The sequence below is a fragment of the Qipengyuania benthica genome (genome assembly GCF_030717865.1).
In the GTDB taxonomy this organism is placed as follows: Bacteria; Pseudomonadota; Alphaproteobacteria; order Sphingomonadales; family Sphingomonadaceae; genus Qipengyuania; species Qipengyuania benthica.
Genome location: NZ_JAVAIL010000002.1, coordinates 1 through 13,903 on the forward strand (window position 1 = coordinate 1; position 13,903 = coordinate 13,903).

Annotated in this window: 13 protein-coding genes, 2 tRNA genes and 1 other annotated feature; of the genes, 1 reads left to right on the top strand and 14 read right to left on the bottom strand. The window is 66.0% G+C overall.

Translation table 11 applies throughout. From position 1 onward, the window contains the following. Window positions 1–427 precede the first annotated feature (427 nt). From Q9K01_RS05275 to Q9K01_RS05295, 5 genes are all read right to left on the bottom strand, one after another. Window positions 428–868 (bottom strand): hypothetical protein, encoded by a 441-nt coding sequence (locus Q9K01_RS05275; RefSeq protein WP_305929192.1) that lies wholly within the window; start codon window positions 866–868, stop codon window positions 428–430. A gap of 208 nt (window positions 869–1,076) precedes the next feature. Next, window positions 1,077–1,153 (bottom strand) — tRNA-Pro (locus Q9K01_RS05280). A gap of 45 nt (window positions 1,154–1,198) precedes the next feature. After that, window positions 1,199–1,271: transfer RNA gene (locus tag Q9K01_RS05285), tRNA-Ile, on the bottom strand. A 79-nt stretch (window positions 1,272–1,350) separates the two neighbouring features. After that, window positions 1,351–2,352, bottom strand: a complete 1,002-nt coding sequence (locus Q9K01_RS05290) for a polysaccharide deacetylase family protein (RefSeq protein ID WP_305929870.1) — start codon at window positions 2,350–2,352, stop codon at window positions 1,351–1,353. Between the two features lie 49 nt (window positions 2,353–2,401). Beyond that, window positions 2,402–4,111 (bottom strand): sensor histidine kinase, encoded by a 1,710-nt coding sequence (locus Q9K01_RS05295; RefSeq protein WP_305929193.1) that lies wholly within the window; start codon window positions 4,109–4,111, stop codon window positions 2,402–2,404. 258 nt (window positions 4,112–4,369) lie between these two features. Between Q9K01_RS05295 and Q9K01_RS05300 the strand changes: the two genes are divergently transcribed. Next, window positions 4,370–4,834 (top strand): Lrp/AsnC family transcriptional regulator, encoded by a 465-nt coding sequence (locus tag Q9K01_RS05300; protein WP_305929194.1) that lies wholly within the window; start codon window positions 4,370–4,372, stop codon window positions 4,832–4,834. A gap of 45 nt (window positions 4,835–4,879) precedes the next feature. Here the strand turns inward: Q9K01_RS05300 and accC are convergent, their stop codons facing one another. The 9 genes from accC to Q9K01_RS05345 all read right to left on the bottom strand — a co-directional run bounded on the left by accC (window position 4,880) and on the right by Q9K01_RS05345 (window position 13,858). Beyond that, complete coding sequence (gene accC / locus Q9K01_RS05305) at window positions 4,880–6,229, bottom strand: acetyl-CoA carboxylase biotin carboxylase subunit (protein ID WP_305929195.1); 1,350 nt, start codon at window positions 6,227–6,229, stop codon at window positions 4,880–4,882. An 8-nt stretch (window positions 6,230–6,237) separates the two neighbouring features. Then, window positions 6,238–6,735, bottom strand: coding sequence for an acetyl-CoA carboxylase biotin carboxyl carrier protein (gene accB, locus Q9K01_RS05310; RefSeq protein ID WP_305929196.1), 498 nt, complete (start codon window positions 6,733–6,735; stop codon window positions 6,238–6,240). A gap of 97 nt (window positions 6,736–6,832) precedes the next feature. After that, the gene (gene aroQ, locus Q9K01_RS05315) at window positions 6,833–7,294 is read right to left on the bottom strand and encodes a type II 3-dehydroquinate dehydratase (protein WP_305929197.1); all 462 of its coding nucleotides are present in this window, start codon (window positions 7,292–7,294) and stop codon (window positions 6,833–6,835) included. A gap of 356 nt (window positions 7,295–7,650) precedes the next feature. Beyond that, on the bottom strand, window positions 7,651–8,064 hold the full coding sequence (locus Q9K01_RS05320) for a holin family protein (protein WP_305929198.1): 414 nt from the start codon (window positions 8,062–8,064) through the stop codon (window positions 7,651–7,653). A gap of 120 nt (window positions 8,065–8,184) precedes the next feature. Further along, entirely contained in the window at window positions 8,185–8,646 is a 462-nt protein-coding gene (locus tag Q9K01_RS05325; protein WP_305929871.1) for an NUDIX domain-containing protein, read from the bottom strand. Window positions 8,647–8,698: 52 nt separating this feature from the next. Beyond that, window positions 8,699–9,040, bottom strand: coding sequence for a TraR/DksA family transcriptional regulator (locus tag Q9K01_RS05330; protein ID WP_305929199.1), 342 nt, complete (start codon window positions 9,038–9,040; stop codon window positions 8,699–8,701). A 1-nt stretch (window position 9,041) separates the two neighbouring features. Continuing rightward, window positions 9,042–9,893, bottom strand: a complete 852-nt coding sequence (locus Q9K01_RS05335; protein ID WP_305929200.1) for a universal stress protein — start codon at window positions 9,891–9,893, stop codon at window positions 9,042–9,044. Window positions 9,894–9,907: 14 nt separating this feature from the next. Next, window positions 9,908–11,392, bottom strand: a complete 1,485-nt coding sequence (locus tag Q9K01_RS05340) for a SulP family inorganic anion transporter (RefSeq protein ID WP_305929201.1) — start codon at window positions 11,390–11,392, stop codon at window positions 9,908–9,910. Between the two features lie 105 nt (window positions 11,393–11,497). After that, window positions 11,498–11,550 (bottom strand) — a sequence feature (sul1 is cis-regulatory element that is thought to sense ions involved in sulfur or methionine metabolism; They are found in Alphaproteobacteria). A gap of 97 nt (window positions 11,551–11,647) precedes the next feature. Beyond that, on the bottom strand, window positions 11,648–13,858 hold the full coding sequence (locus tag Q9K01_RS05345; protein ID WP_305929202.1) for a spermidine synthase: 2,211 nt from the start codon (window positions 13,856–13,858) through the stop codon (window positions 11,648–11,650). Window positions 13,859–13,903: the final 45 nt, after the last annotated feature.

Genomic DNA, 13,903 nt, shown 5'->3' on the forward strand with positions numbered 1-13,903 from the left:
ACGACAAGCTTGCCGCCAACTTCCTATCCAGTGTGGCGCTCGCCACTGCCGTCGCCTTCTGGCTGTGAATGAGTCCGGACCCTAGCCTTGTAAGTCCGGACTTGAAGGCCGCAACTTCCCGGTGATCGTAGGAGCCGGGCTCGCGATTTCCCGTTATCCAGGCGAATGTCTGCATAAGTCGACGCTGCTGCTTGAGGTCGCGTGTCCATACACCTCCCGATTTAAGTTCGGCGCACACTGCGTCTAAGACATGGCCAAACCGCCGATCGTCGTAAATTAGGAATTGGCTCTGTTGGGCATGGTCTGGAACCCGAGCGAGGGCTGGCTCTCGTTTATACCGTGACGGTGCTCGGGCGCCCCCTCAGGTCGCGATTCGGACTTGGCCATTAGCGCCCGAACCGGATCGATCTCGTCCAGCGCATCATCTTCAAAATAGCCGTTGGACCAGCGAGCCTGCAGCGGCACGGGTACCAAAGAGATGGGCTCGCGCTGCGGAAATGTCTCGTGAATCGCTCGATGCGCCGATGGACGCCAACTTCTGACCAATCCATTCGTCAGGGCTCGCGCCCTTGGCATATTCGAGAAGCTCAGGGGCAAAACGATCAGATGAGGTGGGATGCCTGTAAACTACACGGTCTTCTGTCCCCATCTCAAGAGCCTTGTCCGACCATTCGTCATCCTCGAACGCTCGCTGCACGTGGAAACGCAGTTCGCTTTCGAGTTCGTCGCGGAACAGCTCTTCTATCTGAAATCCGGTGAGGTCGGCCTTTAATTCCGTGATCTTTTCACACCTGCTTTCACCACGGCAAACCGCGCAGAGAGCACCACCGCACGCTCTCGCGCGACCTTTTGGATCAGCCGTCTGCAAAGCGATCGCTATCGGGCTGGAGATAAGATCTTTTGAAACGGACCCGACGGCGGAACACGTACCGACCCTTGCGACGGCAGGCGTGAGGAATACGGGACATGAGTTCTGACCTTCCCGTATGTGTCTCCCTTGTGTGTACCGGTCATGTGACCGTCACCCTTGGGTAGCCCATGCTAAAAGGCGAAAATCCGTCGCTCTTGCGATAAATTGGTCGGGGAGACAGGATTCGAACCTGCGACCCTCTGCTCCCAAAGCAGATGCGCTACCAGGCTGCGCTACTCCCCGACTGAGCCCTTACTCGCCCCGCTCCATCCATCCGCCCACATCCGGTGGGCCCGGCAGGATTCGAACCCGCGACCTAGCCGTTATGAGCGGCCAGCTCTAACCACTGAGCTACAGGCCCAAGCATGCCGGATGGGCACATGCCGGATGAGCGGGCTGGCGGTTATACCGCGCCGCCGCGCAGGGCAAGCAAAAGGCGTTCAGACCTCGACGCTGGCGATGATTTCACCCACCGTAGTCGGTCGCACCGATCGCAATGCGAGATAGGCATAGATCGCACGCAGCCAGTCGTAGAGCGCGTCGAGATCGTCCTCGTTGCGGACATAGGGAGTCTGGCCCACCATCAACGAGGGACTGTGGAAGCTGAGCACCAGCAGCGGGAGACCGTCGTCGATCGCGATGTCGATGCCGCGCAAGGCTTCGTCGCGGGTTACGCCTTCGGGGGTCAGAGCGATCTTCTCCAGCAGCGCCAGCCGCGAGAGGATGCCGTTGACCAGAGGGTAGGCGGAGGCGCGCGGGTGGAGCCATTGCCCCTGCTTGCGCAACAGGCCCCAGAAAACGGTGGTCAGCGGCAGTTCGAGCAGCTTGCGTTCGGCATCGACCCAATAGGGTTCGATCGGATGGCGCGAATAATCGACGCCGTGGACGGCGCTGTAATCGAAGCGCGCACGCACCGAACTGTCGATGGCGACACCGGCCTCCTTGAGGAGCTTAGCGGTGTTGGGCCCGAGACCATAGCGCCCCGCGCGATAGATTTGCGGGTGGCAGCCGAAATTTCTCTCGATCGCATCGCGCAGCCGCATGAATTTCTCGCGTTCCACAGCGGCGGGGAGGTTGCCGGCGAAGCTGTTGTAGGGCGTGACTTCTTCGTCGTGCGGTGGGTTGACCCAGGGGTGGAGCTGGAGTCCGATCTCGGCGGTACCGCGTCGCACGGCGTCGCCAAGGAGCTCTTGCGCGCGCGGAGACTGGGCGATCGGCCAATCGATCAGATAGACGGGCGAGACGCCGATCCCTTCGGCGAACTGCTGGAACTTGGCGAGCGCGCGGAACTGTTTGAGTCCATATTGATGAGCGTTGAAATCGCCGTTCCAGTCGAATTCCTCTTCGGTGTCGACGGTCAGCAGCGAACGCTGGCCGAAGTCGCTCTCGAAGCGCGCCTTCGAGGCCCGAAGCGGAAGGGCAAGCAGTGAATCCGACAATATCTTACCCCCCTCTGCCGGCCCGTGCCCCGGGCCGCACCCCGGCGCGATCTCATCCCGTCGCGCTGTCCGGAGCATCCACTCGGCTAGGTGGCACCGCCGCGCCGGTCAATAGCGGCAGGGTCAGCACCAGCCTATCCGCTTCTTGCGCCAACTCGCCGCCGGCGGCGCGCGCTTCCGCCCGCGCCAGCCGCAGCGAAAAGCCCGCGCCGAAGATGCCCGGACTGAGCGCGCCGCCAGAGGGCCTCGTCTGGGTGGAGAAGGGGTCTTTGGATGCCGCGAGCGTGGCGGGAATGGCGCTGCGCAGCGACAGCTGGTCGTCCTCCTGTCGCAGTTCCAGCGCGATCCGCTCGCCCGCGCCGGTGGTCGCGGCGATGGTCGCCAGCAGCCGCCAGGCGAGCATCTCGGCGTCCTGCTGTTCGAGCGCCAGCACGGCAGTCGTCGCTTTGCAATCGAACTCGAGGCGCGCGACGCGTGACGAAAGGACGGTTTGCAACTGCTCGATCTGCTTGCGGAGGATGGCGCCGAAATCGCTGCTGCCCGGTTCGAGATCGAGCACGCCGCCTTCGAGGCGCACCAGCCGGTCGAGCTCGTCGAAGCCCGCAAGCATCCGCGCGCTGTCGCCTGCAATCGCTGCCGCCAGCGCGCGGTATTCATGCGGCGTCGCACCGAACAATTGCTGCTGGATCACCTCGGCAAAGCCCTGGATCGCGTTCACCGGGGTGCGCAATTCGTGCAGCAGCTGGCGGATCCGATCGGCTTCGCTTTCGGCCTGCTCCTGCGCGCTGATGTCGGCGGGGCGGCGGAAGCGCCCGACATAGCCGTAGAAACGGCCGTCGGTGCGGGTGAAGCGCGGGGTCGCATCGACCAGCCAGGTGCCCGCGATCCGATCGGCGCCGGCCAGTTCGACCGGTGCCTCGCGCAACGGCTGGCGGTTGAAGAAGGCGCTGGCGAAGGCATTCTGCGGACCGGGGGCGGAGCGATCCTGCCCGCGCACCAGATCGGTTCCGACCACCATCGGGGCGATCGGCGGATCGGCCCAATCGATCTTGCCATCGACATCGGCGGTGAAGGTGAACAGCTCGCTGCGTCGACGCGCCCCCGCGCGGGGCTCGCGGTCGAGCGGCAATTGCGGCGCGGCGGCGCCCGCGCCTGCGGATGGGCCGGTCTCGCGCGCCTTGTTGAACGCCTCGATCCGCCGGACCAGGGCGGCGATGCCGCTGTCGTCGCCGGAGCTCGTGCCGGCGGTCGACGGCTCAGCTGGTGCGTCTGCGATCTGCGCCGACGGCGGGGGAGCCGGCTCCGCGAGCGATGCCCGCTCGGGCAGGGGCAGTCCGCGATCGCTGACGCCCAGCCGGTCGAGAATGGCAATCGCGCCAGCAGGCAGATTGCGGCGATTGCGCAGGAAGCCGCGGGCGCGGATCGGGAGCTCGGGGATGGCTTGCGTCCATTCCTCCTCGCTCAGCCGCGCCTGCGCCAGAGCGGCGGCGGCGACATCGGGTTCGGCCTCGGCCAGCCATGCGACCAGCCGCGCATTGCGGATACGCACCCCGTCGCATTCGACGATCCGCGCGCGTTCGCGAAACGGGATCAGCGCGCCGAGCGCGTCGAGCCGCAGATAGGCCGCTGCCTCCAGGCTTGCATCGCGCCCTCCCGCCGGCCCGCCGAGCAGATCGAGCAGCTGGCGGAACTGCGTCCGCGCTGCCCGCTCGCCAGTCGCCCGATGGCGCAGAACGGTGGCAAGGCGGTCGTCGAAATGCATGCTTCTCCGGGTTGGGAAAGGGCTCGGCGCCGTCCTCTGTGGCCGCCGGGGACGGGCCGGTCGGCTGCCCCGATGCCTTCGCACCTATGGCTTCATATCTGTGTAACGAACAGGCTGAACACAAAGTTGCGCCCACGTTGCAAAGCGGGACAATTGCTGGCAAGAACAACATTATTAGCAGAACGCGCATCGTCGCGGCACAAGCTTTCGCACCTGCAGCGAAACATGTCGCGCCGGCCGAAATGGGGGCTCATTGGAATGGCAAACCTCGACACTATCGATCGTCGCCTGCTGGCAGAGTTGCAGGACGACGGGCGAATGACCAATGTCGAGCTTGCCCATCGCGTCGGCCTCACCGCGCCGCCATGCCTGAGGCGGGTGCGTGCGCTCGAGGAACTGGGCGTCATCCGCGGCTATCACGCCGATCTCGAACCGGCGAAGCTGGGCTTCTCGATCACCGTATTTGCCATGGTCAGCCTGCGCAGCCAGGCCGAGGGCGACCTGCGCGAATTCGAGGCGGCGATGGCGCATCTGCCCGAGGTGCGCGAAGTGCACATGCTCAACGGCGAGATCGACTTCATCCTCAAGATCGTGAGCGAGGATCTGCAGCGGTTCCAGGAATTCCTGACCAGCAAGCTCACGCCCGCGCCCAATGTCGCCAGCGTCAAGACCTCGCTGACGATCCGGACCAGCAAGAACCTGCCGGGGGTTCCGCTGGGATAGGGGCGGGCGCCCACGCTTCAACCTACGCGAGAGCGCCGCGTGAGGTTATGCCTCGCGTTCCCTGAGCCAGTCCTCGAGCCATTTGATCGAATAGTCGCCGCTCAGCACATCGTCCTGCGCGAGCAGCGCCTGATGCAGCGGGATGCTGGTCTTGACCCCTTCGATCACCATCTCGTCGAGCGCGCGTCGCAGCCGCATGATGCATTTCTCGCGGCTGCGACCATAGACGATCAGCTTGGCGATCATGCTGTCGTAATAGGGCGGGATGCGATAGCCCGCGTAAAGCCCGCTATCGACCCGCACATGCATGCCTCCCGCGGCGTGGTAATAGGTCACGTCGCCGGGACTGGGGGCGAAGGTGAAGGGATCCTCGGCGTTGATCCGGCACTCGATCGCATGGCCCTTGAACTCGATCTCGTCCTGCGTGACCGACAGCGGCTTGCCCTCGGCGATGCGGATCTGTTCGCGGACCAGATCGATCCCGGTGATCATCTCGGTAACCGGGTGCTCGACCTGCAGCCGCGTGTTCATCTCGATGAAGTAGAACTCGCCGTCTTCCCACAGGAATTCGATCGTCCCCGCGCCGCGATAACCCATATCGGCCATCGCTTTCGCGCAGATGGCGCCCATCCGGTTGCGGTCTTCCTCGCCGAGCACCGGCGAGGGGGCTTCCTCGAGCACCTTCTGGTGGCGGCGCTGAAGCGAGCAGTCGCGCTCGCCCAGATGGATCGCCGCGCCCCGACCGTCGCCGAAGACCTGAAATTCGATATGGCGCGGATTGCCGAGGTATTTCTCGATATAGACGGTCGCGTCGCCGAAGGCGGATTTCGCTTCATTGCCCGCCTGCCGCATCAAGGTTTCGAGCGTTTCCTCGCTCTCGCACACCTTCATCCCGCGCCCGCCGCCGCCCGAGGCGGCCTTGATGATCACCGGGTAGCCGATCTCTTGCGCGATCTGCCGCGCCTCGTCGAAATCGCTGACCGCGCCCGCCGAGCCGGGGACCAGCGGCAGCCCGAGAGCGCCCGCGGTGCGCTTGGCCTCGACCTTGTCGCCCATGGTGCGGATATGTTCGGGCTTGGGGCCGATCCAGGCGATGTCGTGCGCTTCGACGATCTCGGCGAATTTGGCGTTTTCCGAAAGGAAGCCGTAACCCGGATGGATCGCATCGGCATGGGCGATTTCGGCCGCCGAGATGATGTTGGCGATGTTGAGATAGCTGTCGGCTGCCGGGGCGGGGCCGATGCAGACCGCGTGATCGGCGAGCCGGACATGCATGGCATCGGCGTCGGCGGTGGAATGCACCGCCACCGTCTCGATGCCCATCTCATGCGCCGCGCGGTGGATGCGCAGGGCGATCTCGCCGCGATTGGCGATCAGGATGCGAGTGATGCTCATCGAAACACTCAGCCGATGACGACCAGCGGCTGATCGAATTCGACCGGCTGGGCGTTCTCGACGAGGATGGCCTTGACCGTGCCCGAGGCGTCGGCGGCGATCGGGTTCATCACCTTCATCGCTTCGATGATCAGCAGCGTGTCGCCCGCTGCGACCGTGTCGCCGACCTTGATGAAATCGGCGGCGCCGGGTTCGGGGGCCATATAGACCGTGCCGACCATCGGCGATTTCAACGCATTTGCGTGCGCAGCGGCGGGGGCGGCGGAAGCATCGGCTCCCGGCGCCTGCGACGGCGGCGCGGCGGCGGGGAGGGCAGCGGGGGCCGGCGCCGCAGCCGCGACGGGAGCGGCGCTGATCGTCCGTGCGACGCGAATTTTGCGATCGTCGTCCTCGACCTCGATCTCGGTCAGCCCCGATGCCGCCAGCAGTTCCGCCAGCTCGCGCACCAGATCCATATCGACATTCATACCGGCCTTCTCGCCGGAGCCGCTCTTTCGTTCCGCCATGGTATTCCCTGTGTGTTATTTGCGCGACCTATGCGCGTGAGGCGCTCGGGTTGCAAGGGGGGGCACCCGCTCTGCGACGCTGCGGCACGGCCTCGTTTCAAAGCGCGTCGGCACGCTCCAGCGCGACGACATAGGACTGCGCGCCGAGCCCCTGGACGGTGCCCGCCGCAGCCATGCCGACATAGGACAGGTGGCGGAACTCCTCGCGCTGCGAAGGATCCGACAGATGCACCTCGATCACCGGCACCGCGATCGCGTGGATCGCATCGAGCAGCGCGATCGATGTGTGCGTATAGGCACCGGCGTTGAGCAGGATGGCGGCGAACCCTTCCGCTTCGGCCTGCTGCAACCAGTCGAGCAGCACGCCCTCGTGGTTCGACTGGCGGCATTCGACCGTCACCCCGAGTTGCTCGGCGCGCGTGGCGAGCAGCGCCTCGATATCGGCCAGCGTGGCGTGGCCATAGATCTCCGGCTCGCGCTGCCCGAGCAGGTTGAGATTGGGGCCGTTGAGGACGAGGATCCGGCGCCGGTCGGGGGCGGGTGGGGGGCTTGCAGGCATAAGCGGGGATTACACACGGCTGCGCCCGTTTGTCGACGTTCTCGCTTCGCTACTCGTTGTCCTGCAACCTCTCCCCTCCCCAGGGGAGGGACCGGGGGTGGGGGTGCGACGCACGAAGCTACAAGCGCCGAACACCCCCACCCGACCTTCCCCTGCAGGGGGGGTGGAGAAGGGAAGCGGCGGCTTCAATTTTTTCTTCGTCATTGCGAGCCGCCGCAGGCGGCGCGGCAATGCATGTCCCGAACTTTCCGCGTCGCCGCTGTGATAGTGGCTATTCGTGAAGCTCCACGCTGAATTGCCGCGTCGCTGCGCTCCTCGCAATGACGAGAGTGGGGTTTGCGGAAGAGCCGACACCCCTACCGATCCACACCCTTCACCTTCCCCCATTGCCTCGCGGCGGTGTAGCCCAGATAGCCGGTGCCGAAGAGCGCGTAGAGCGGTTCGGGGATGCCGGCGAGATAGGCGTTCATCCCCGTCGCGATATCCCGCGCGGTGGCGGGGGAGAAGGCGGCGAGCACCCCCATCGGTAGCGACCACAGCAGCAGCACGTAGATCACGTAGAGGAACGAGGGCCGCGCGCGGCTGGTCCAGGGATCCTGCGAACCGGCCTCGGCGACGATCGCCGCCAGCCGCGCCTCGATGGTGCGCAATTCCTGCGTACCCTCGAGCTGGAGCAGTTCGAGCTTGGCGCGGGCGCGGGCCTCCTTGTCGGGAATCAGCTTGTCCAGAAGCGAGGCGAGCGGTCCGATCAGTGTTTCGACGAGTGCCATCGAGGTTCTCCTTCCGATTCGCCGAAAGGATGAACCATAACGGTTAGTGTAGGAAAGAAGAAAGTACCAAGGGGTCGGATGAGGGACCCGCCGCAGTCCGTCGGCATCAAAAGGCTTGTCTCAGCCGATGGCTCGCAGGCACGCGGTGAAAACCTCCTTCTGCTTCAGGACGGGGAACGCCGCCGACGCCTCGTTCGCGGCGAACCAGCGTGCATCGGCGAGCTCTTGGGTCTGCAATACGAAGGCGGTGTCGCTGCCGACCCGGCAGGCGAACATCACAGCATCCTGGCCATCATGGTCCAGCTTGCGCCGGCTCTTGTATTCGGCAGTATAGACGAAGCGATTGCTCACCGGGAGCTCGTCGATTTCCGCCTCGAGCCCAATTCCAAGCTCCTCGGCCAGTTCGCGGCGCATCGCTTCGACCGGGGATTCGCCGTCTTCCACCCCGCCGCCCGCGAGCGTCCATTCGCCCTCGCGATAGCCGTGCGGGCGGACCAGCAGCACCTCGCCGTGCTCGTTGATCACTACTGCGCGCACCTTGCGGCGCAAGCGCATCCCCTCGCTTTCGATATAGGCCGTCATACGCCCCACTATGGCACTGCGGGGTAAACCTGCTGTAAACGCATCCGGCCGGTCAGCCCGTGCCCGAGGCGCATTCCAGGCATTTGACGATGGTGGGGTTGGTCCTGAGCCGCGCCTCGGCAATCGCGTCGCCGCAGGTGATGCAAAAGCCGAACTCGCCCTCGTCGATCCGCGCGAGCGCGGCGTCTATGGCGAGACGCTCGTTCTTGCGCCGCCGTTCCTGCGCCAGCGCCATCGCCTGGACCTGCATCGCGTCGATCCGCGACAGGCGCCCGACGCTCTCCTGGTCGAGCGCTACCGGCGCGCGGCCATCAGAAGAGATGCGATCCTCTTCTTCCAGCTCGCCGCGGCGCTTGATCAGCAGGTCGCGAAAGCTGGCAGGATCGGCCGGCATCTCAGCGGACCATCAGCACCGGGGCCTTGACCGTGCGAACCATCTCGGTGGTCGTGCTGCCCAGGATCATCCGGCGGATCGGCGAGTGGCCATAGGCGCCCATCAACAACAGCGCGCCTTCGGTTGCCGCGACGATGCGCGGAATCACTTCCTCGGCCTTGCCGCGCTCCATGACCGCGGTGACCGAATGCTCGGGCGCAAACGCCGCCTCGGCCCTGGCCAGCTTCGCCCGTTCCGCGTCGCCACCCGCCTCGGCCATCACGATCGTGACCGGCAACCCTGCGAACAGCGGCGAATTGGCCAGCCGCTCGAGCGCGCGATCGGCGGCGGGACTGGCATCGTAGGCGAAGACCACGTGCCGCGGCTCGGCATATTCGCGCGAGGCGACCAGCACCGGCTTGGCGCTGGCGCGGACCACGCGCCCGATCATCGAGCCGAGATGCTCGCCGCCCGCTTCATGCGCCACGCCGCGCTTGCCCAGCACCAGCACGCGGGCGGTATCCTCGCGTTCGAGGATGGTCTCGACCACACCGCCGTGGCGGTGCAGCGCAGTGACTTGCGCCACGCCGGCCTCGCGCAGCATCTGCTCGCCCGCAGCCAGCAGCACGCGGCCCTTCTCGATCTCGATCCGGCTGCTGTCCTGCGACAGGCGGACCAGCTCTTCCATCAGATCGCTTTTGACCCCCAGACCGATCGCGCCCGAGAGGTCGTGGCGAGCGGTGACGGGATCCTGATGCTGCACCACATGGAGCAGCTCCACCGGAAGCGTTAGCCGGGTCGCGGCCCAGGCGGCATAGCGGCAGACGCTGGTGGCATAGGTGGAGGCGTCGATCGCCGCGAGCACGTGTTCCATGGTTCTCTCTCCCATCAGTGCGCGCCCGCTTGCGCATCGGCGCCGGGCTTGTCGTGAATGGCATAGCGTTCGATCATCGCCGCGCTGGCATCGTTGAGGCCGAGCACCTCGACCTCGGTGCCCTCGCGGCGGAATTTGAGGATCGCCTTGTCGAGCGTGCCCACCGCCGAGATGTCCCAGAAATGCGCCTGGCTGACGTCGATGACGACCCGGTCGAGCACTTCCTTGTAATCGAAGGCCGAGACGAAACTGTCGGAGGAAGCGAAGAACACCTGTCCGCCGATGCGATAGGTCCGGGTCCGGCCATCGCCGGACAGATCGGTTTCGACCGTGAACATCCGCTTGACCTTGCTGGCGAAGAACAGACCCGAAAGGATCACGCCCGCCAGCACGCCCTGCGCCAGATCGTGGGTCCAGACCACGATCACCACCGTCACGACCATGACGACCGAGGACTGCCAGGGATGGATGCGGATGTCCTTGATCGAGCGCCACGAGAAGGTGCCGATCGAGACCATGATCATCACCGCGACCAGCGCGGCCATGGGGATGATCGCCACCAGCGAGCCGAGCACCAGCAGCAGGAACAGCAGGAACACGCCCGAGACCATGGTCGAAAGCCGCGTTTCGCCGCCCGATTTCACGTTGATCACCGATTGGCCGATCATCGCGCAGCCGCCCATGCCGCCCAGGAAACCTGTGAAGAAATTGGCGATGCCCTGGCCCTTCATCTCGCGCTGCTTGTCCGAACCGGTGTCGGTCAGATCGTCGACGATCTGCGCGGTCAGCATCGATTCGAGCAGGCCCACCGCCGCCATGGTGAGCGAATAAGGCAGGATGATCTGCAGCGTCTCGAGCGTGAAGGGGACGTCGGGGATCAGCCAGGCGGGGAGCGAGGAGGGCAGTTCGCCCATGTCGCCCACGGTGCGGACGTCGAAGCCCATGTAGAACGCCGCCGCGGTCAGCACCGCGATCGCCACCAGCGGCGAGGGAACCGCCTTCGTCAGCAGCGGGAACAGATAGATGATGGCGAGGCCCGCAGCGACCAGCGCATAGGTCAGCATCGGCACGCCCGTCAGTTCGGGCAGCTGCGCCATGAAGATCAGGATCGCCAACGCGTTGACGAAGCCGGTGATCACCGAGCGCGAGACATATTGCATCAGCAGATGGAGGCGCAGCAAGCCGGCGATCAGCTGGATCACCCCCATCAGCACGGTCGCGGCGAAGAGATATTCGACGCCGTATTCGCGCACCAGGGGTACCACGATGACCGCGACCGCGGCGGTCGCCGCCGAGATCATTCCCGGCCTGCCTCCGACCAGCGAAATGATTACCGCGATCGAGAAGGAGGCGTAGAGGCCCACGCGCGGATCGACCCCGGCGATGATCGAGAAACCGATCGCCTCGGGGATCAGCGCGAGCGCGACGACGATGCCGGCGAGGATGTCGCGCCGGGGATTGGAAAGCCACTCGCGTTTGAGCGTAGCGATATCGAACATGGGAGTGTTTGCCTGACCCATACGACCGGCGGGACAACGCGGATGACATAGGGGAGCGACGCGAGCGCGACGGTCACTATGCGCGGTTTGAACTGCCGGTCTGAACATTGTCCCGGGGATAGGCGCCGGGCCGAGCCACCCGGCAGGCCGGGTCCGATGGATGCCGCGCCTCTATGCGATCGGGCACGATGCTGCAAGTGCGAAGGCTGGTCGGGGCGGCGGCGGCGCGTCGGCGCGTGGGGTGACCCCCTGGGTCTACCAGCGGATGAGCGGCAGGATCGAGGCGTTGTTGTCGGTCCAGGCACGGCGGGCGGGGCGGGGCAGCGGCTTCCACAGCGGCTCCTCTTCGCTCTCCAGCCGTGCCAGTGCCTCCTCGTCGCGCGCCAGCGCGATCCACACCGAAGGGGCCAGCCCCTCGGCGAGGTTCTCGTCGTCGAAGCGCAGCCGCCCGTGCCAGCCCTGCGCCTCTGCCAGCGCCGAGACCATCGGAGCGAGGTCGATGAAGCGGTTGGAGATATGCACCAGCAGCAAGCCGTCGGGGGCAAGCGCGCGGCCATAGGTGGCAAAGGCCTCCTCGGTCATCAGATGCAGCGGGATCGAATCCGAGGAAAAGGCATCGATCGCCAGCAGATCGAAGCGATCCTGCCGCTCTTCCGCCAGCTCCAGCCGCGCGTCGCCCACCACCATCCGGGCATCGGGGGCGCAATCGGAGAGGAAGGTGAAGCTGCCGTCGCGCGAATAGGAGAGGATCTGCGGATCGATCTCGAAGAAGCTCCAGCGCTGCCCGGGTTGGCGATAGCAGGCGAGCGTTCCCGCACCCAGACCGACCACCCCGATCTCGGCATCCGGCGCGGCGGCATCGAGCGCGATTCCGATCCCCGCGGAACGACCGTAATAGCTGGTCGGATCGCTGCGCCGCTCGGGGTCGAGCCATTGCCGCCCGTGATTGGTGGTCCCGTGGTCGAGCTGGCGGAACCGCCCACCCTCGGTCTCGACGACGCTGTAGACTCCGAAATAGGTCCGCGCGCGCTCGCCCTCGAGCGACAGCGCCAGCGTCGCCAACCCACCCATGCCCAGCATCAGCAGCGCCGCTACCGCGACGAAGGCCCAGCGTATCGCGACCAGTGCCACGCCGATCAGCGTCAGCGTAGCGAACAAAGCGAGGATCGTCTCGCCATCGCCCGCTTCCGTGGCGCGGTGGAGGAGATAGGCGAGCAGAATCGCGAGGATGACCAGCGCGCCAACGATTGTCCGACCCGCGGGCCGTTCCTGCAGGAAACGGCGCATGCGCTCGATCACCAGCGTCTGCGGCAACAGCGCCGCCGCGGCCAGCAGCAGGATCGCGTGCTCGTAGATCCAGTCGAAAAGCACCGGCGCGACCAGCGCGGTGAACGCCCCGCCCAGGGCACCGCCGGCCGCGACTACCAGATAGAAGAAGGTAAGCTGCGAGGGGTCGGGGCGCAGCGCGTAGAGCCTGCCGTGGAGCGCCACCGCCAGCACGAACAGCAGCCCGACCATCGCCAGCGCGATCGCCGGATTGGCCTGGCCGCCGGAAACCATCGCGAAGGAGCCGGCGGCGAGCAGCAGCACCGGGGCCATCCGGGTCAGGATCCGCGTCCAGTGACCGACCTCGGAAAAGGCAACGGAGAAGCTCAGCAGGTAGAGGCCCAGCGGGATCACCCACAGCAGCGGCATCGCCATGAGGTCCGTTGTCAGCAAGGTGGTGGTGGACAGCATCAGCCCCGAAGGAACCGCAGCGAGCGCCAGCCACAGCAGCACGACGCGCCCAGCCGGCCGGCCCCGATGCTCCAGCGGCTCCGGGGCCGCCGCAGCCCCGTCGTTCTTCTCTGCGGTCTTCCACCGTTGCGCGGCAGCGAGCGCGGTAAGCAGGATCAGCACGCCATAGCCCAACGACCACAGCGCACTTTGTGCGCTCAGCGCAAACCGCGGCTCGAGCCACAGCGGATAGGCCAGCAGGCCAGCGAAACTGCCCAGATTGGACGCGGCGTAGAGCGGATAGGGATTGCCCGCGTCCGGCGCCGCGGCGAACCAGCGCTGGATCAGCGAAGCCTGCGCCGCAACCAGCAGGAACACCGGTCCGACCGCCAACCCCAGCAGCCCCGGGACCCACAGCACCTCCCAGCCTGCAGCGGGTGGCGCAATCCGGGGCAAGGCGATCGGCAGCACGACTGCCGCCACCAGGAGCAAGGCGATATGGATCGGTGCCTGCCGCCGCAGCGGCCAGCGGCTCAGCCAATGGGCATAGCCATAGCCGCCCAGCAGCAGCAGCTGGAACACCAGCATCGCGCTGTTCCAGACGTTGGGCGCGCCGCCCAGCTGCGGCAGCGCCAGCCGCGCCACCAGCGGCTGGATCAGGAACAGCAGGAAACTGCCCGCGGAGATGACGAGCGCGAACAGGGCGCGCCGGGGTCTCTGGCCCGTGATCGCCGGCATGTGCTGGTTCATCGCATCCCAATCGAGTGATGCTCGCGAACGCCGGAAAGCGCCCGC